Genomic DNA, 17,454 nt, shown 5'->3' with positions numbered 1-17,454 from the left:
CGAGCGTGAAATGAGCGTGAATGGGTGAGTGTTCGAGCACCTGCACGGCGCGTCCGATCCGGTCGCAGGTCGTCGGCAAGCTCATACGCGTGTGCGGCCGGACCTGTTCGCGTCGGCCGACGTGCCGCGCTTCGGCGCAAGGTCGATGATGTCTCCGGCCGGTACCGTGGGGTGGCAAAGTCCCGGTCGTCGCCGCAGAATCTCGCGCGCTCATCCAATTCACGGGGCGTTCACGCTTCGCTTCGCTCGCCTGCCTAGGTTTTGCCCGCAATCGAAGGATCGCACGACTTGGCGAACACGACTTGGCGAACACGACTTGGCAAACGCAACTTGGCAAAGGGGAGATGCGTCATGACTGTCCTGCTGAGAGATACCTTCAAGGCCTGGATCGACCGTGCACCGGGTGCGCCGCCCAAGCTGGTCATGGTCGGCCACTTGCGGGTCCCGTCCAATGGCTGGCAGGCCCGTCTGACCAAGCGCTCCCCGCAGGGCATCAATCCAAAAATCCTGATCCTCGACGTGAATGCCGAGCAGCCGGCCGGCGCAGCGCAGGAAGAGATCACCACGATCCCGCTCCGCTACGAGGAGAGCCCGCCACAGGACGAATACGGTCAGGTGATGATCGCCACTGGCCGGGGCGAAATCGTCGTCCACATTGGTCGCACGCATTAGCCGGATGCTCGCGCCGGTGGTGTCCAGACCCGCCTTTGCGGTTGCCGGAGCTATCCACCGCAGCGCTTGCCAGCCCAGAGCCGAGCGGGTAGAACGCTGCCACGCCTGAGCCGTGATTTGCGCCAAACGCGCTTCCGGCCGCAGTCGGACAGATCAGTAAGACTTTGAATTTGTTCGACTATTCCGTTGGGGAATGGTGTAACGGTAGCACAACAGACTCTGACTCTGTTTGTCTTGGTTCGAATCCAGGTTCCCCAGCCAGTTCCGGCGCGCTCCTGAGGTGAATCAGCCGACGATTCTTAACTGCTAGCCCGGGCTGCTACGGGTCGATTTCTTCGCCTTCTTCGCCGCTTTCTTCTTTGCCACGGTCTTTTTCTTCTTCTCCTCGATGGCGAAGGGGCGCGCCGCCATGAAGGCGGGATTGCTGGCGCCGACCAGCGATAGCCTGGGCGACTGGTCCGGCGGCATCTTGGTGCCGATGGCGGTGTGGAAGCGGCGGTAGGATCCCTTGAACGTCCCGCCGTTCCAGACGGTCTTCAGCGTCCCCGTGAACAGACCGTTGAATGTGCCGTCCTGCGAAAGCTGGTTGTCCTGGCAGCCAGAGATCAGCAGCACCGACGCCTTGAGCTTGCCGAGGGCCTCGGAGAGGTCGCGCCGCTTCAGGATCGGATCATAGGTCTTCCGGTTGGTCTGGTAGACGCGCAGTGCCACCTCGTCGGGCATCGCGCGAAAGACGGTGCCGGGGATAGCGCGGGCCCTGGCCTGATAATGCAACGCCTTGCTCACGCTGCCGCTGTGGCAGCTGTCCGAGAGCAGCAGGACGCGCACGCCTGCCGCAAACGCTCCCCACGACGAATACAGTTCGTCGTCGACGAGCTCGCCGTCGTAGAGGCACCAGGTCTCGTCCTTGCCGTCCGGCTCGTCACCGTTGAGGTCCGGCAGCTGACCGCCGTGGCCCGAATAGGTCACGAAGAACATGTCGCCGGATTTGAGGGTTTTTGCCGCGTGTTCGATGCCGTCGAGCACGGCCTTGCGCGTCGCCTTGCGAGTGAGGAGCTTGGTCGACGCAAAACCGTTCGTATGGGCGAGGTCCGCCATGTCGTTGGCGTCGGCCTCGCAGGCGTTGAGGGGACCGCTCCAGCCTTCGTAATGCTGCGGATCGACCGAGTTCAGTCCGATATGCAGGGAAATGCCGTTTGCCATGATCAATTCTCCACAGCCTTGTCGCTCGAAATTCACGATTGCTATTTCTTGCTCGCCGCCTTCTTCGTTGCGGGCGCTCGCCTTCCGTTCGCCTTGCGCGATCGGCTGGACGATATCTTCGGGCCCAGCGCCGCTCCGAGCTTGGCAGGGGGCTCGCCCTGTAAATTGCCCCACGGCACCGGCGCGTTGCAGCGGACCTTGGCGCCGACCAGATTGGGCGTCTGGTTGTATCGCATCCGCCTCAGCTTCTGCGTGACGAGGTCGTTCAGCTTCTTGAACGAGGGATTTTCGCCCTTGGTTCGCAGCTCGCGCAGCGCGGCGGCCATCGAATAGGTGTAGACGCCGTAGGACGTGACGCCGTCCCGGTATTCGTAGGAGAGCTGCTGCTCCTGACAGGCCTCGAGCAGGATCGGCATATACGGGCCGAGATGGTCGAGCTCCTTGCGTGCCTTGTCGTATTCCTTGTCCGGCTTGGTGCGCAGCATCATCGCGCGCCCCAGCCGTTGCGTTGCGCCGTTCTTTCCGAGAAAGTCCGCGCCGTCCTTCCGCTTCTCAAGGCTTCTGTTCAGAGGCGTGAAATCCCGCGGCAACCACATTCGCTCGGCCGCGTCCCACTTCAGCGCACGGTGACGGATATCGTCAGGAGGGCTCAGTCCGCGGACGCGGGGGCCGCCGTCGCGCGTCAAGCCGCCCGAATGACAGCAATCGAGCATCGCCACGAAATAGCTGTCATAGGGCAGTTGCGAGTACAGCTCGGCGAATTGGCGATCCAGGATGGCGTGGGCCGGGGACCAGTCGAAATCATAGGGCACGAGACATTCGTCGACGTGGTCAGGCTCGCCCTGGATGTTGTAGCGCGGAATCTGGGCGCCGTGTCCCGAATAGAACAGCATGCGCTCGTCGCCGTCGCGTACGCCGTCGAGCAGCCAGTGCAGCCGGTCCATGATCCCTTGGGTCGTCGCGCGGTCGTTGAGGACGATGCGGATATCCTCCGGTTCGAAACCGCTCTCCTGGAGCACTGAGCTCATCAGGAAGACGTCGTTGACGCAGCCTTCGAGCCTGCTGGCGGGATCGGGATAGTCGTTGATGCCGATCAGCAGCGCGCGGCGGTTGGGCTTGACCGCCAGGCTCGCCATCTCGCGCGCAGCGCTCATGATCGCGCGGGATACGGGCGCGGGGGCTGCGTCGTGCCAGACGGTTGCAACAGCGCTGGTGTGCGACAGGTACCACGTCGCATCGTGATTGAGCGCGTCGTTGGGAATGTCGAAGGACGTCGTGACCTGCTGATAATTGTCGGCGCGAACGTCGAGCGGGTAGGTCAGGACGTGATCGTTCGGATTGTAGAGGTGGTACCACTTTCGGCAGGTCAGCGGCTGAATGCGGCCGGCAAAGACGTCGCGCACCGCGGGGTTGCCGATTTGCGATCCGAAGCTGACGAAGATCGCGTCCTTGATCGCGTCGGTGTCGTGCAGGAAGGTGTCGTAGCAGATCAGCGAGCCGAGGCTGTGGGCCAGCACCATGTCGTAGGTCCTGGCGCCGATCTTGTCGAGAACGACCTGGCGCAGGTCCTTGCGCAACTGCTCGTCCGTCGACCACTGGGCGACCATGCCGGCGGTCCATTTGATGACGGCGGGAATGTCGCCGATGCCGCGCGAACCGGACAGGAGATCAGTGATGCCGTGCGCGACTGCGCTCGCCAGCAGCTTGGCCGCAGCGGCTGCATAGGTGAGGGGATTGAGCGGAGCCCTGTCGAAGAGATCGTCGTAGCGAACGAAGTCGATCGTCAGCTGAACGTCCTGATCGACGGACCCTGTGGCGTGCGTGATGGCCTTGGACCAGGCTTGCTGAAACCCGGAGTCGATTTCCGCGTGACCGACACCATGGACGCAAAGCAGGGAAAGGCGGGTGCTCATGAAGGCTGTCTCGGTAAAAATTCAATCTGAAATAGTATCTAGGTGAGTGTAAACGTCGGGGATGATGTCACGATGCCGCGACCTGCAAATGTGAACTAGCACACCAAAATCTCGCGACAGTTTGCCTCACCTTGCAGGTGTCTTGTCGGATCACCGCGCGCCCCATCGTCCTCGGGACAGACACCCCAAGGAGATCCGTGATGCCCTATGTCGATGGTTTCGTGCTGGCCGTGCCCAGGGACAGGATCGAGGCTTACAAGGCGCTGGCGCGAACGGCATGCGCGGTATGGATGGAGCACGGCGCGCTCGATTACGTCGAGTGTATCGGGGACGACGTGCCCTATGGCGAGCTGACGTCGTTCCCGCGCGCGGTGATCGCGAAGGAGGACGAGGTCGTCGTGTTTGCCTGGATCGTCTACCGCGACCGCGCGAGCCGCGATGCCGTCAACAAGTAGGTCATGGCCGACGAGCGCTTCCACGGCGTAGACATGCCGTGCGACGGCAAGCGCATGATCTACGGCGGCTTCACGACGCTGCTGCAGGCGAGCGACGTCGTCGGCTGACGGCGAGCTCGACAACGAACGGGCTACGGATTCCAACTGCTGCGGACAACGCCGCAGCAGTTGTCATTCCTGCCCCCCAGCGACGCCAGATAGAACGCCGCGCGTGCGAGCGCGTTCTCTGCTGTCTTATGCGGCATTGTGCAAGTCCGTTTCACCTTGCCGGTGTCCGATTGTCATGCCATCCTAGGGTCAGCCAGGCAAAATCAAACGGAAGCGGGCGCCAGTCCATTGCTTCCAAAAATTCCTGGTCGGGGAAACCCTTTGGGAGGTCTGATCTCATGAATTTGAAGCACGTCACCGGGCTGCTTTGCGCAGCCGCGATGTCGCTTGCGCTCGCCTCGGGCGCACAGGCGCAGGACAAGGTCGTCAAGATCGGCGCGATCCTGCCGATGTCCGGCGGCACCGCCTCGATCGGCGCGCATGCCAAGGCGGCGCTCGAGGTCGCCATGGACATCATCAACAACGCCCATCCCGAGCTCGGCAATCTGCCGCTGGCGAAGAACGCAGGCCTTGCCGGTCTCGGCGGCGCCAAGATCGAGATCGTGTTCGCCGACAACCAGGGCAACCCGGCGACGGGTCAGAACCAGGCGCTGCGCCTGATCACGGAAGACAAGGTGGCCGCCGTGTTCGGCTCCTATCAGTCCGGCGTCACGCTGACCTCGAGCGCGATCGCCGAGAAATACGGCATCCCCTTCCTGAACTCCGAATCGGTCGCCGCCAATCTCACCGAGCGCGGCTTCAAATGGTTCTTCCGCACCACGCCGATCGCCACCGACTTCGCCAAGGCCTATGTCGATTTCCTCGCCGACATCAAGGCGCAAGGCGCCAAGACCGATGCAATCGCGCTGGTTCACGACAACACCGAATACGGCACCTCTGTCGCCAACACGATCAGCGCCGCTTTCAAGGAGAAGGGGCAGGCCATCGCAGTTGACGTCGCCTATCCCGTCAACGCGACCGATTTGCAGGGCCAGGTGCTCCAGCTCAAGGACAAGAAGCCCGACGTGATCATCATGATCAGCTACACGTCGGACGCGATCCTGTTCGCCAAGACCATGCAGTCGCTCGACTACAAGCCGGCGGTGCTTTTGGCCGACGACGCCGGCTATTCCGATCCGTCCTTCATCAAGGCGGTCGGCAAGATATCGCAAGGCGTCTTCAACCGTTCGTCATGGTCGGTCGGGCCGGCCGGCTCACCTTCGGCCATCATCGCCGACATGTACAAGAAGAAGAGCGGCGAGGAGATGGACGACACCGTCGGTCGCCAGATGCAGGGCTTCTTCGTGCTCGCCGACGCCATCGACCGCGCCGGCTCGACCGACCCGGCGAAGATCCAGGCCGCGTTGAAGGCGACCGATCTGAAGGCCGAGCAATTGATGATGGGCTACAAGGGCGTGAAGTTCGACGACAAGGGCCAGAACGTGCTCGCCTCCGGCCTCATCATCCAGCTCCAGGATGGCGAGAACTACACCGCGGTGTGGCCCAAGGCCAATGCCGAGAAGCCGCCCGTGCTGCCCTACAAGGGTTGGTGAGAATATTTGAAGGTGGGGCCGCGCGTCCCGCCATTCCCGGAATGATTTGATCAGAGCAACGCGGCTCATGTCCTTTGTACTCGTACAGGTGATCGTCGGGGGGCTTCTGCTTGGCGCCGTCTACGCCCTGTTTTCTTCGGGCCTCACGCTGGTGTGGGGCATGATGAACATCGTCAATTTCGCGCATGGCGATTTCGTCATGCTTGGCATGTACGTCGCCTATGTCGTGTACACGCTGATGGGGGGAGGGCCGATCCTCGGCGCGCCGCTGGCGACGCTGGTGCTCGCGACCGTCGGCGTCGTGGTCTATTTCGCCCTGATCCGCGACATCATGAAGGGGCCGATGCTGGCGCAGATCCTCGGCACCTTCGGGCTTGCGCTATTACTGCGCTATTCCGTGTTCTGGTGGTTCGGCGCCAACTTCCTGTCGATGCCTCCGAACATCGTGGGCGGCACCTATGCGTTTGCAGGCCTGCGCATCGAGGCCTCGCGGCTGCTTGCCGGCGTGGTCGCGCTGCTCGTCACGCTCGGGCTGCATCTGCTGCTGACGCGGACCTCGCTCGGCTCGAAGATGTTGGCGGTGGCGGAGGATCAAACCGCGGCCCAGCTCATGGGCATCCGCCCCGACACCATGCAGGCGATCGCCTGGGCGATTGCGGCCGGAGCCACCGGGCTTGCCGGCGCGCTGATTGCGAACTTCTTCTACATCGTGCCGACCGTCGGCGAGACCCTCGGCATCGTCGCCTTCGTCACGGTGTCGCTCGGCGGTTTTGGGAGCGTGCCCGGCGCCCTTGTCGCAGGCCTGCTGATCGGCGTGATCGAGTCACTGTCGGGTTATCTGATCGGTGCGATCTACAAGGACATCGTCGTCTATGTCCTGTTCCTGCTCTTCCTCTGGTTCCGGCCACAGGGCCTGATGGGCAAGACCTGATGGGCAAAGACCCGATGAGCAAGACCTGATGAGAAAGCTGTGATGCCTCGCCTGATCTGGCTCTCGGTCGTCGCAGCGATTGCGATCGCCTATCCGCTGCTGCTGTCCTCGCCGTTCCAGCAGCGCCTGGGCGCACTGGTGCTGCTATATGCGATCGCTGCGTCCGCGTGGAACATCGTCGGCGGCTATGCCGGCCAGGTTTCGGTCGGCCACGTCGTGTTCTTCGGCTGCGGTGCCTATGCCGCGATGGGGTCCTACGCAAAGTTCGGCCTGTCGCCGCTGTTCGGCATTCCCGGCGGGATCGTGCTCGCCGTGGGCTTGGCTGCGATCATCGGCGTGCCGACGCTGCGTCTATCCGGTCATTATTTCAGCATGGCGACCATTGCAGTCGCGGAGACGATGCGGCTGATCGTCACCAACACCGATTGGCTCGGCGCGGCGGTCGGGCTCTCCGGGCCGACCGTGCCGCGCAACATCTTCGATCTCTCGTTCCTGTCGGCGCTGCCGTACTACTACCTCTTTCTCGCAATCCTCGCGATCACGCTGCTGATCACCTGGTGGATGACCAACAGCCGCATGGGATTTTACCTGCGCGCGATCAAGGATTCCGAACGGGCCGCGCGCTCGCTCGGCGCGCCCGCCAGCCGCACAAAACTCTACGCCTACATGCTGAGCGCGGCGCTGACGAGCGTCGCCGGCGCGCTCTATGCCATGATGTTCGGCTTTGTCGATCCCGAGTCCGGGTTTGGCATCCTGATCTCGGTGAAGATCCTGATCATGGCGGCGCTGGGCGGGGCAGGGCTGCTGTTCGGGCCGCTGGTGGGTGCCGCGATCCTGGTGCCGCTGGAGGAGATCTCGAACAGCTGGCTCGGCGGCAAGGGCGCCGGCCTCACCTTCGTGCTCTATGGCGCGATCATCGTGCTGATCGCGCGCTTCCAGCCCGGGGGTCTGCTCAGCCTGTTCACTCGGCGCAGCAAGCCGACGAAGGACACGGGAGCTGGCCATGCTCCTTGAGGCACGCGGGATCACAAAAGCGTTCGGCAGCTTCAAGGCGGTGGACGATGCCTCCGTGACCTTGGAGCAGGGCGACATCCTCGGTCTGATCGGCCCGAATGGCGCCGGCAAGTCCACCTTCTTCAATTGCCTGACTGGCGACCTCAAGACAACTTCTGGCCGTGTCCTGTTCGAGGGCCGCGACATCACCGACGTCACGCCGGAGCTGCGCGCCGGGCTTGGGCTCGCCCGTACCTTCCAGGTGCCGCAGACTTTTGAGGGCATGACGGTGCTGGAGAACGTCATGATCGGCGCCTTCCTGCGCACCCCGCATCGCAAGGAGGCCGAGAGCAGGGCGCGCGCGGTGCTCGAGCGCGTCGGCATGATCAGGCTTGCGGATGCGCCGGCGCGCTCCCTCGGCACGCCCGGCCGCAAGCGGCTGGAGATCGCGCGGGCGCTGGCAACCGAGCCGAAGGTGCTGCTGCTCGACGAAGCCATGGCCGGCCTCAACGCCCATGAGGTGAGGCTCGCCATCGACCTCGTGCGCGACATCCACCGTTCCGGCATCACCCTCGTGATCGTCGAGCACATCATGGAAGTGATCATGTCGCTTGCCAGCCGCGTGATGGTGTTCCACCAGGGCAAGGAGATCGCCCGTGGCTCGCCGCGCGAGGTCACCTCCAATCCGGCCGTGATCGAGGCCTATCTCGGCAAGCGTGCAGCCAAGGCGGCCGCCGGCCACACGCCGGTCGAGCTGATGGGCGGGCCGGACCTATGAGCGGGGCGTTGCTGCGGATCGAGCACCTCGAGGTGCGCTACGGCGATCTCATCGGCGTGTCCGACGTGTCGCTGGAGGTTCCCGAAGGCAGCGTCGTCGCGCTGCTCGGCTCCAATGGCGGCGGCAAGACCACGACGCTGAACGCGATCGCCGGCCTCATTCCCGTGCATTCCGGTTCGATCAGCTTTCGCGGCGAGGAGATCGGAGGGCAAAAGGCCTTTGCGATCGTGCGCAAGGGGCTGGCGCTGTCGCCGGAAGGTTGGCGGCTGTTCGTGCAGCAGAGCGTCGAAAACAATTTGCTACTCGGCGCAACGCCGCTGCACGACAAGTCGCGCCAGGCAACGCTGCTCGAACGCGTCTACGAGTTCTTTCCGCGCCTGAAGGAACGGCGCAACCAGCGCGCCGGCACCATGTCCGGTGGCGAGCGGCAGATGCTTGCGGTCGGCCGTGCGCTGATGAGCGACCCGAAACTCCTGATGCTGGATGAGCCGTCGCTCGGTCTCGCGCCGGCGGTGGTCGAGTCCATGTACGAGACGTTCGGCCGCCTGCATCGCGAGGGCCTGACCATCCTGCTCGCCGAGCAGTCGATCGAGCTCGCGCTGGAGGTGTCGGATTTCGCCACGGTGCTCCAGGTCGGCAAGAGCGTGCTGTCAGGCACGGCGGCCGCGCTCGCGCAGGACCCGCAGGTGCAGAAGGCTTATCTGGGCGTGGACTGACTGATTTCCGCCTGAAGCAGCAGCAACAGGCAGCCGGCGAGCCGCGTCTCCATCTCTTTCGACGAAAGCGACAGCGGCCCGGGATCGTTGAGGATCGCGTTCACCAGCGTTCCGAGTACGACCTGGAAACCGAACGCGATGGTGCGGGTCTTGGCCGCCTTGCGCCCCTTGCCCATGGCCGGCAGCAGGAGAGGGGTGGCGCGTTCCGTGGTCGCCTTCGCGAGGGCCTTGAATGCGGTCCATTTGTCCGGGCGAGTGTCGTCGTGCTGAAGGGCGGCGCGCAGCACGCCCTCGTTGTTGCGCATCCAGGCGATGATGCCGCTGATGATGATCTGGCAGAGCTTGTCGAGGCCAGTGTCATGCGATGGTGGCCTGATTTCCTCGAGCCGCCGCTCGCCGTCGCGCGCGGCCAGCGCCATCAACGCGTTGAAATAGGCCTCCTTGCTCTCGAAGCGGCTGTAGAAGGCGCCGACGGTGGCGCCCACTTCAGTGCAGAGCACCTCGATCGAGAGTTCGGCAAGGCTCCGCGTTCGCAGCATGTCGGCGCCGGCGCGCAAGAGCGCCAACGTCGTCTCCCGGCTGCGCTTCTGCCGCGACGGGGCGACGCCCGGCAGGTCGAAATCGCGAAACCCGAGCTTGTCCAGCGATGGCCGCATCCGCGCTTGCATCCGTCTTAAAGTATAATCATAATTCGGATTATAATTTAGGCGTGACGGGGCTGCGGGTCAACCGTGCAGTTCACGAAAGCAGGCAGGGAGGATCGGATGAGCGCAGGCAGCGGCACGCCGTTTCGCGGCACCGTCGGCAAGACGGTTACGGAGTCAAAGCCCTGGTGGCCGGATTCGCCAAGGCCGCCCGAGGGCGCGCCGAACATCCTGGTGGTGCTGTTCGACGACGTCGGCTTCTCTGATTTCGGCTGCTACGGCTCGGCGATCAGGACGCCGACCATCGACCGGCTCGCCGCGGAAGGCTTGCGCTATTCCGGCTTCCACACCACCGCGATGTGCTCGACGACGCGGGCTGCGCTGCTGACGGGGCGCAACCATCACTCGGTCGGGGTCGGGTGCCTTGCCAATTTCGATTCCGGGTATCCAGGCTACCGCGGCAAGATCGCGCGAGAGGCGGGGACGCTCGCCGAGATGCTGCGCACCCACGGCTATCGCAACTACATGGTGGGCAAATGGCATGTGACGCCGCTGACCGAGAGCGGCGCCACCGGGCCGTTCGACGGCTGGCCGCTCGGCCGCGGCTTCGATCGCTTCTACGGCTTCCTCGACGCCGAGACCGACCAGTACGCGCCGGAGCTCGTCTCCGATAACACGCATATCGATCCTCCGGGCACCTATGCCGACGGTTATCATCTGACCGAGGACCTGATCGACCAGTCGATCCGCTTCATCGGAGATCACGTCGCCGATCGTCCGGATATCCCGTGGCTGACCTGGGTGGCGCTGGGGGCCTGCCACGCGCCGCACCAGGCCCCGGCCGAGATCATCAGGAGTTACGACGCGACGTTCTCACACGGCTGGGACGTCGAACGCGAGCAGCGGCTCTCGCGTCAGAAGGCGATGGGACTGGTGCCGGAAGGAACGCGGATGCCGGCGCGCAATGACGGCGTGAAAGCCTGGGAAGATCATTCGGCCGACGAGCGTCGCGTCTTCACGCGCCTGCAGGCGGCCTTTGCCGGAATGCTCGACCATTCCGATCGCCATCTTGCACGCCTTGTCTCATTTCTGGAGAAGGCCGACATCCGTGACAATACGATGATCATCGTGATGTCCGACAACGGCGCGAGCCAGGAGGGCGGGCCGCTCGGCTTCGTCAACGCGATGGGCCCGTTCAACTTCAAGCCGGAGCCGATCGCGGAGAAGCTTGCGCGCATCGACGACATCGGCGGGCCCGACACCCACAGCAATTTTCCGCATGGCTGGGCGATGGCGTCGAACACCCCGCTGCGCCGCTACAAGCAGAACACCCATGGCGGCGGCATCCGTGATCCCTTCGTCATCAACTGGCCGAACAAGATCGCAGGCACAGGCGAGCTGCGGCATCAGTTCGTGCACGCCTGCGATCTCACGCCGACGCTGCTGGAGCTGATCGGCATCAAGGCGCCCACGACGATCGCGGGCTGCCGGCAGATGCCGCTGGAAGGCGAGAGCTTTGCGCGCTCGATCATGGATGCGTCTGTGCCCTCAAGGAGCTCGCCGCAATATTTCGAGATGTTCGGCCATCGCGGTCTCTGGCAGGGCGGCTGGAAGGCGGTCGCCTTTCATCCATCGGGTACGCCGTTCGAGAGCGACAAATGGGAGTTGTTCCATCTCGACGAGGATTTCTCCGAGACCGATGATCTCGCGGCGAAAGAGCCCGAGCGGCTCAGTCGGATGATCGCGACATGGTGGGAGGAAGCTGAAAAGCACAACGTACTGCCGCTCGACGACCGTTTTGGGCCGCGCTTTGCAGAGAACGCCGCGCGCTTCCACGGCGCGCGCCACCATTTCGTCTTCCATTCCGGCATGGGCCATGTGCCGACCGACGTTGCGCCCGACGTACGCAGCCGCAGCTATACGATCGAGGCGCATGTCGAGATCGACGAGCAGGGCGCGAACGGCGTGCTGATCTCACACGGCGATGCGACGTCTGGCTACAGCCTCTACGTCAGCGACGGCCATCTGGTGCACGACCTCAACATCGGCGGCAGTCACCAGATCATTCGCTCGGACCGCAAGGTGCCGTCGGGCACGCGGCGGCTCGGCGTGCATGTCGAGCGTCTCGTGCGCAAGGAGCCGCCGGCGAAGGGCTCGCGCACCGGCGTCACCGACTACACGCTGCTGATCGACGGCGAGCCGGCGGGAGCGCTGCAGACCCAGCTGGGATTCCACACGCTGATCTCATGGTCCGGCCTCGACATCGGCCGCGACCGCGGCAGCCCCGTGTCGCATTACGATGCGCCGTTCGAATTCACCGGACGGCTCTCGCACGTCAGCGTGACCATGCACAACGACCAAAATCTCGACGGCGACGCCGTCGGCAACGCGCAGATGGCGCGGCAGTAGGAGTAAACCGGTGCACCGCGAAGGCGGGGGTCCAGTACTCCGAGGCAGCGCGGCTAGAAGCGAGCCGCCGCGGCGTACCGGATCGCCCGCCCCAGTGCGCAATTGCGCACAAGGCGGGCGATGAAAGTGTGCCCTTACTTGATCTTGTCGTAGGCGGCCGCGAAATCGCCCAGCGGCATCGGGATCGCGATGGTTTCCTTGGCCATGTTCTGGAAGGAGACCTTCAACTGCTTGCCTGACCTTAAAGTGCCCAGCAGGTCCGGCGCGATCGGCGTCGAGGCGTAGCAGCCGCGGTTCTCGCAGGTCTGGATCTGGAGATCGACCGTCTTGCCCTCGTCGACCTGGAGCTTGGCGCCGATGGGAAGGTTGAGGCCGAGCGGCAATTGCAGCAGCGCCACCGGTGTGCGGGTGTCGGGCGCGATGCGGATGTTGATCAGGACGATGGTCTGGCCGGTCTTGGTCAGCACCGCGTTCTGCTCCATCGCGCATTCGAGCGGCGCGTCGCGGCTGACGCTGGTGCAGCGCACGACCCAGCCGGGTTGCTGCGCCGGAGCGCCGTCAGCCTGCGGTTGCGTCGGAGCCGGTGCGGGCTGCGCCGCCGGAGAAGGAGCTGCGTTCTTCTTGGCGCCCTGCTGGGCATGCGCGGCACCCGCCGACAACAGGACAGTGGCGGCAAGGGCGGCAAGGGCAGCAAGTCTGGATTGCATGGGCATGGCAAGACCGCGTTGGCGTGAACCGAGGGCCTCGCTGTAACGTCGTGAGGCGCGCGGTGCAAGCTGCTACTCGGCAGCTTCCTTAACGGTGCCGTGCTCGACCGTCTCGTCGCCTTCGCCGTCACCCTTGCGGCCCCAGCCCGAGAACCAGTTGTTGAGCTCGTCGAGATAGAGATAGACGACCGGAGTGGTGAACAGCGTCAGCGCCTGGCTGACGATCAGACCGCCGACCATGGCGTAGCCGAGCGGCTGGCGAATCTCGGCGCCGGTGCCGTGGCCGAGCATCAGCGGCACGCCGCCGAGCAGGGCAGCCATCGTCGTCATCATGATCGGACGGAAGCGCAACAGCGCGGCCTGCCGGATCGATTCCGCCGGCGTCTTGTGCTCGTCGCGCTCCGCGGCGATGGCGAAGTCCACCATCATGATGCCGTTCTTCTTCACGATGCCGATCAGCAGAATGACTCCGATCAAAGCAATGAGGCTGAACTCGAAGCCGGCCGCCATCAGGATCGCGAGCGCGCCGACGCCGGCCGAGGGCAGGGTCGACAGAATCGTGATCGGATGGATGTAGCTCTCGTAGAGGATGCCGAGGATCAGATAGACCACGACCAGCGCCGCGAGAATGAGGAGCGGCACGGTGCCCAGCGACTGCTGGAACGCCTGTGCCGTGCCCTGGAAGCTCGAATTGAGCGTCGGTGGCGCGCCGAGATCGGCCATCGCCTTCTGCACGGCCTCCGTGGCCTGACCGAGTGCGACGCCCTGGGCGAGGTTGAAGCTGATCGTGATCGCCGGGAACTGGCCCTGGTGGCTGATCGAGAGCGGGCGAACCGGATCGGTGGTCCAGGTCGCGAATGTCGACAGCGGCACCTGGTCCCCGGTCAGCGGCGATTTCAGATAGAGCTTGTTCAGGCTTTCGAGGCTGCCCTGCATCTCCGGCAGGATCTCGAGGATCACCTTGTAGGTGTTGAGCTGGGTGAAATACTGCGTGACCTGGCGCTGTCCGAAGGCGTCGTACAGCGTGTCGTCGATCAACTGCGGCTGGATTCCGTAACGCGCTGCGGTATCGCGGTTGATCTTGAGCTGAACCGTGGTGCCCTGGGTCTGCTGGTCGGTCGCGACGTCGCGCAGTTGCGGCAACGTCTGCATCTTGGCGAGGATCTTCGGCGCCCAGTCGTTGAGCTCGGCGAGATCGGCGTCCTGCAACGTGAACTCGAACTGCGTGCGCGTCGGCCTGCCGCCGAGCCGGACGTCCTGGGCGGCCTGCATGTAGAGGCGGGCGCCGGACACCTTCTCGAGCTTGGGACGCAGCCGCGCGATGATCTGCTGCGCCGAGGCATTGCGGACGCCGAGCGGCTTCAGCGTGATGAACATGTTGCCGTTGTTGCCGGCGCGGCCGCTGCCGCCGATGTTCATCGCGATCGTTGCGACGTCGGGATCGTCCATCACGATCTTGCCGAGCTCGACCTGGCGGCGCTGCATCTCCGCGAACGAGATGTCCTGGGAGGCTTCCGAGGTTGCGGTGATCAGGCCGACGTCCTGCTGCGGGAAGAACCCTTTCGGGATCAGGACGAATAGATAGACCGACAGGGCAAGGGTCGCGAAGAAGATCGCGAGCGTCGTGCGGCGCCAGCTCAGGGCATGGTCGAGCACCCATTCGTAGCCGCGCAGCATCGCATCGAAGCCGCGCTCGCTCCATTGGTAGAACCTGCCGTGGGTCACTTCGCCATGGGCGCGCAGGAAGCGCGAGGCCATCATCGGCGTCAGGGTCAGCGACACGAACATCGAAACGAAGATCGTCATCGCCAGCACGACGGCGAATTCGCGGAACAGGCGCCCGATGATGCCGCCCATCAGCAGCAGCGGAATCAGCACCGCGACCAGCGAGATGCTGATCGACACGATGGTGAAGCCGATTTCCTTCGAGCCCTTGAAGGCGGCCGCCATCGGCGATTCGCCTTCCTCGATGTAGCGGGTGATGTTCTCGAGCATCACGATGGCGTCGTCGACGACGAAGCCGACCGCGATCGTGAGTGCCATCAGCGACAGATTGTCGAGCGAATAGCCGACGACCCACATCAAGGCGCACGCGCCCAGCAGCGCCAGCGGCACCGTGATGGTGGGAATGACGGTCGCCCAGAAACTGCGCAGGAAAATGAAGATGACCATCACCACCAGCGCAATGGTCAGCAGCAGCGTGAACTGGACGTCCTCGACCGCGGCGCGGATGGTCGTGGTGCGGTCGCTGATGAGCTCGATCTTGATCGCGGGCGGGATCGCGGCCACGAGGCGAGGCAGGGTGGCCTTGATCCGGTCGACGGTCTCGATGACGTTGGCGCCGGGCTGCTTGAAGATCACCAGGAACACGCCGCGCTTGCCATTGGCCCAGGCCGCCTGCTTGGCGTCTTCAGCGCCGCTGACCGCCTGGCCGATATCGCGGATTCGCAAGGGACCGCCATTGCGATAGGCAATGATGACGTCGTTCCAGTCCTTGGCCTGGGTCAGCTGGTCGTTGGCGTAGATCGTGTAGGCACGCTTCGGGCCGTCGATGTTGCCCTTCGGGCTGTCGACCGTGGTGATCGCGATCTGGCTGCGCACGTCCTCCATCGACAGGCCCTTGGCGACGAGTTTCGCCGGGTCGATCTGGATGCGGATGGACGGTTTCTGCTGGCCGCCGATGAAGACCTGCGCTACGCCCGAGAGCTGGCTGATCTGCTGGGCGAGCTGAGCATCGACCGCGTCGCTGACGCTGGTCAGCGGCAATGTGTCCGAGGTCGCCGACAGCAGCAGGATCGGGGCGTCGGCCGGGTTGACCTTGCGGTAGGTCGGCGGCGAGGGCAGGTTCTTCGGCAACTGCCCGCTCGCGGCGTTGATGGCGCCCTGCACGTCGTTGGCGGCGCCGTCGATGCTGCGGTTGAGATCGAACTGGATGGTGATCGACGCCGTACCCAGATAGCTCGTCGAGGTCATCTGGGCGATGCCCGGGATCTGGGCGAATTGCCGCTCGAGCGGCTGGGCCACCGACGAGGCCATGGTCTCGGGGCTGCCGCCCGGCAAATTGGCGGTGATCTGGATGGTCGGGAAGTCCACCTGCGGCAGCGGCGCGACCGGCAGGAGGGGATAGGCGACGAGACCGACAAAGAGAATGCCGGCCATCAGCAGCGAGGTGCCGATGGGATAACGGATGAAAGGTGCCGAAATCCCGCCCGCGTTCATTCCTGTCGAACCTTGTTCTGGGTCGGATCCGAACTCGCCACAGCCGTAGAGACGAGGCTTCCGGGCTGGACCTTGAATTGGCCGCCGGTGATCACCTGCTGCCCGGGCGTCAGCCCTTCGTCGACGACCGAACGTCCGTCGATGGCGTAGCTGACCTTGATCTTGTGCACTTCGGCCTTGTTGTCCTGATTGACGGTATAGGCGTAGAGGCCGTTGGTGGAGTGCTGGACCGCGTCATCGGGGATAACGGTCGCGTCTTTCAGGGTGCGCACCAGAAGGCGCGTCGACACCGACTGCCCGGGCCACAGCGCGTGGTCCTTGTTGTCGAACACCGCCTTGAGCCGGATCGTCCCGCTGCTGGTGTCGACCTGGTTGTTGATGACCGCGAGCTTGCCCTCGGCCAGCGTCTTCTTGCCGTCGGTGGTGAAGGCGATCACCCTGAGCGCGCCGGCCTTCTGGCCCTCGCTGATATAGGGCAGCTGATCTTCCGGCGCGGTGAAGATCACCGAGATCGGCTCGACCTGCGAGATCGTGACGATGCCGGTCTGCGTGGAAGCAGTGACGATGTTGCCGACGTCGACCAGACGCAGACCGGCGACGCCGGTGATCGGCGACTTGATCTGGGTGTAATCGAGCTGGGTCTGGGCGTTGGAGATCGCAGCTTCGTCAGCGGCGATCTGGGCGTTGAGCTGGGCGACGGTCGAACGCTGCGTATCAACCCGTTGCGCGGTCGCGAATTCGCCGAGCTTCATCGCGCGCTGGAGCTCGAGATTGGCGTTGGCCACATTCGCCTCGTCCTGCGCCTTCTTGGCCTTGGCCTGGTCGAGCGTGGCTTGATAGGGGCGGGGATCGATCGAGGCCAGAAGCTCGTCCTGCTTGACGATCTGGCCTTCGGTGAAGGCGATCTTGTCGATCTGGCCGTCCACCCGAGTCCGGACTTGGACGGTGTTGAAGCCCTGAACCGTGCCGAGACCGGTCAGGTAAACCGGAAAGTCGACCTTCTGGACCGGCGAAACGCTCACGGGGATGGCGGGCGGGCGCTGCGGACCCTTCTGCGCGGTCTGGGTTTTTCCGGCGTCGGGCGAGCCGAATTTCTGCCAACCGTAGTAACCCGCGGAGGCCGCGGCCGCGATGATCAGAATCCAGAGGATCGGCCGGGACTTTTTCATATCGT

General features: G+C 64.2%; 13 protein-coding genes, 1 tRNA gene and 1 pseudogene. 9 read left to right on the top strand and 6 right to left on the bottom strand.

Annotation, left to right across the window (positions count from 1 at the left end):
• Positions 1-351 precede the first annotated feature (351 nt).
• A complete protein-coding gene (locus JQ591_RS13150; protein WP_211396384.1) occupies positions 352-672 on the top strand; it encodes a hypothetical protein in 321 nt (106 codons plus the stop codon).
• Positions 673-859: 187 nt separating this feature from the next.
• Positions 860-933: transfer RNA gene (locus JQ591_RS13145), tRNA-Gln, on the top strand.
• Between the two features lie 45 nt (positions 934-978).
• Here JQ591_RS13145 and JQ591_RS13140 read toward each other — a convergent pair.
• Together JQ591_RS13140 and JQ591_RS13135 are read right to left on the bottom strand one after the other, a co-directional pair.
• On the bottom strand, positions 979-1,875 hold the full coding sequence (locus JQ591_RS13140) for a caspase family protein (protein WP_211396383.1): 897 nt from the start codon (positions 1,873-1,875) through the stop codon (positions 979-981).
• 41 nt (positions 1,876-1,916) lie between these two features.
• Complete coding sequence (locus tag JQ591_RS13135) at positions 1,917-3,788, bottom strand: caspase family protein (RefSeq protein ID WP_211396382.1); 1,872 nt, start codon at positions 3,786-3,788, stop codon at positions 1,917-1,919.
• A 200-nt stretch (positions 3,789-3,988) separates the two neighbouring features.
• Between JQ591_RS13135 and JQ591_RS13130 the strand changes: the two are divergent.
• The 6 genes and pseudogenes from JQ591_RS13130 (at position 3,989) to JQ591_RS13105 (ending at position 9,301) form a co-directional block, all read left to right on the top strand.
• Positions 3,989-4,351, top strand: a pseudogene (locus tag JQ591_RS13130) (DUF1428 domain-containing protein).
• Positions 4,352-4,629: 278 nt separating this feature from the next.
• Positions 4,630-5,883 (top strand): ABC transporter substrate-binding protein, encoded by a 1,254-nt coding sequence (locus tag JQ591_RS13125; protein ID WP_211396381.1) that lies wholly within the window; start codon positions 4,630-4,632, stop codon positions 5,881-5,883.
• Positions 5,884-5,950: 67 nt separating this feature from the next.
• Entirely contained in the window at positions 5,951-6,814 is an 864-nt protein-coding gene (locus JQ591_RS13120; RefSeq protein WP_211396380.1) for a branched-chain amino acid ABC transporter permease, read from the top strand.
• 42 nt (positions 6,815-6,856) lie between these two features.
• Positions 6,857-7,828 (top strand): branched-chain amino acid ABC transporter permease, encoded by a 972-nt coding sequence (locus JQ591_RS13115; protein WP_211396379.1) that lies wholly within the window; start codon positions 6,857-6,859, stop codon positions 7,826-7,828.
• Positions 7,818-8,585, top strand: a complete 768-nt coding sequence (locus tag JQ591_RS13110) for an ABC transporter ATP-binding protein (protein ID WP_211396378.1) — start codon at positions 7,818-7,820, stop codon at positions 8,583-8,585. The genes JQ591_RS13115 and JQ591_RS13110 overlap by 11 nt, the downstream gene beginning before the upstream one ends.
• The gene (locus tag JQ591_RS13105; protein ID WP_211396377.1) at positions 8,582-9,301 is read left to right on the top strand and encodes an ABC transporter ATP-binding protein; all 720 of its coding nucleotides are present in this window, start codon (positions 8,582-8,584) and stop codon (positions 9,299-9,301) included. The genes JQ591_RS13110 and JQ591_RS13105 overlap by 4 nt, the downstream gene beginning before the upstream one ends.
• Here the strand turns inward: JQ591_RS13105 and JQ591_RS13100 are convergent.
• Positions 9,283-9,957: a TetR/AcrR family transcriptional regulator gene (locus tag JQ591_RS13100; protein WP_211396376.1), complete on the bottom strand. Its 675-nt coding sequence runs from the start codon at positions 9,955-9,957 to the stop codon at positions 9,283-9,285. The two genes, JQ591_RS13105 and JQ591_RS13100, sit on opposite strands and share 19 nt — an antisense overlap.
• Positions 9,958-10,065: 108 nt before the next feature.
• On the opposite strand from JQ591_RS13100, the gene JQ591_RS13095 reads away from it, so the two are divergent.
• Positions 10,066-12,354, top strand: a complete 2,289-nt coding sequence (locus JQ591_RS13095) for an arylsulfatase (protein ID WP_211396375.1) — start codon at positions 10,066-10,068, stop codon at positions 12,352-12,354.
• A gap of 134 nt (positions 12,355-12,488) precedes the next feature.
• On the opposite strand, the gene JQ591_RS13090 is transcribed toward JQ591_RS13095, so the two are convergent.
• The 3 genes from JQ591_RS13090 to JQ591_RS13080 all read right to left on the bottom strand — a co-directional run bounded on the left by JQ591_RS13090 (position 12,489) and on the right by JQ591_RS13080 (position 17,449).
• Complete coding sequence (locus JQ591_RS13090) at positions 12,489-13,067, bottom strand: invasion associated locus B family protein (RefSeq protein WP_211396374.1); 579 nt, start codon at positions 13,065-13,067, stop codon at positions 12,489-12,491.
• 66 nt (positions 13,068-13,133) lie between these two features.
• Complete coding sequence (locus JQ591_RS13085) at positions 13,134-16,280, bottom strand: efflux RND transporter permease subunit (RefSeq protein ID WP_211396373.1); 3,147 nt, start codon at positions 16,278-16,280, stop codon at positions 13,134-13,136.
• Positions 16,277-17,449, bottom strand: a complete 1,173-nt coding sequence (locus JQ591_RS13080; RefSeq protein ID WP_211396372.1) for an efflux RND transporter periplasmic adaptor subunit — start codon at positions 17,447-17,449, stop codon at positions 16,277-16,279. Before JQ591_RS13080 ends, JQ591_RS13085 begins: the two co-directional genes overlap by 4 nt.
• Positions 17,450-17,454 lie beyond the last annotated feature (5 nt).

The organism is Bradyrhizobium canariense, from assembly GCF_018130465.1.
In the GTDB taxonomy this organism is placed as follows: domain Bacteria; phylum Pseudomonadota; class Alphaproteobacteria; order Rhizobiales; family Xanthobacteraceae; genus Bradyrhizobium; species Bradyrhizobium canariense_C.
This window is presented reverse-complemented; position numbering and strand designations above follow the sequence as displayed.

Bases quoted from the DNA above. Each gene is read 5' to 3' on its own strand.
- JQ591_RS13115 (WP_211396379.1), top strand. From the start codon at position 6,857: ATGCCTCGCCTGATCTGGCTCTCGGTCGTCGCAGCGATTGCGATCGCC.
- JQ591_RS13140 (WP_211396383.1), bottom strand. From the start codon at position 1,875: ATGGCAAACGGCATTTCCCTGCATATCGGACTGAACTCGGTCGATCCG.
- JQ591_RS13120 (WP_211396380.1), top strand. From the start codon at position 5,951: ATGTCCTTTGTACTCGTACAGGTGATCGTCGGGGGGCTTCTGCTTGGC.
- JQ591_RS13100 (WP_211396376.1), bottom strand. From the start codon at position 9,957: ATGCGGCCATCGCTGGACAAGCTCGGGTTTCGCGATTTCGACCTGCCG.
- JQ591_RS13080 (WP_211396372.1), bottom strand. From the start codon at position 17,449: ATGAAAAAGTCCCGGCCGATCCTCTGGATTCTGATCATCGCGGCCGCG.
- JQ591_RS13105 (WP_211396377.1), top strand. From the start codon at position 8,582: ATGAGCGGGGCGTTGCTGCGGATCGAGCACCTCGAGGTGCGCTACGGC.
- JQ591_RS13090 (WP_211396374.1), bottom strand. From the start codon at position 13,067: ATGCCCATGCAATCCAGACTTGCTGCCCTTGCCGCCCTTGCCGCCACT.
- JQ591_RS13135 (WP_211396382.1), bottom strand. From the start codon at position 3,788: ATGAGCACCCGCCTTTCCCTGCTTTGCGTCCATGGTGTCGGTCACGCG.
- JQ591_RS13125 (WP_211396381.1), top strand. From the start codon at position 4,630: ATGAATTTGAAGCACGTCACCGGGCTGCTTTGCGCAGCCGCGATGTCG.
- JQ591_RS13110 (WP_211396378.1), top strand. From the start codon at position 7,818: ATGCTCCTTGAGGCACGCGGGATCACAAAAGCGTTCGGCAGCTTCAAG.
- JQ591_RS13150 (WP_211396384.1), top strand. From the start codon at position 352: ATGACTGTCCTGCTGAGAGATACCTTCAAGGCCTGGATCGACCGTGCA.
- JQ591_RS13085 (WP_211396373.1), bottom strand. From the start codon at position 16,280: ATGAACGCGGGCGGGATTTCGGCACCTTTCATCCGTTATCCCATCGGC.
- JQ591_RS13095 (WP_211396375.1), top strand. From the start codon at position 10,066: ATGAGCGCAGGCAGCGGCACGCCGTTTCGCGGCACCGTCGGCAAGACG.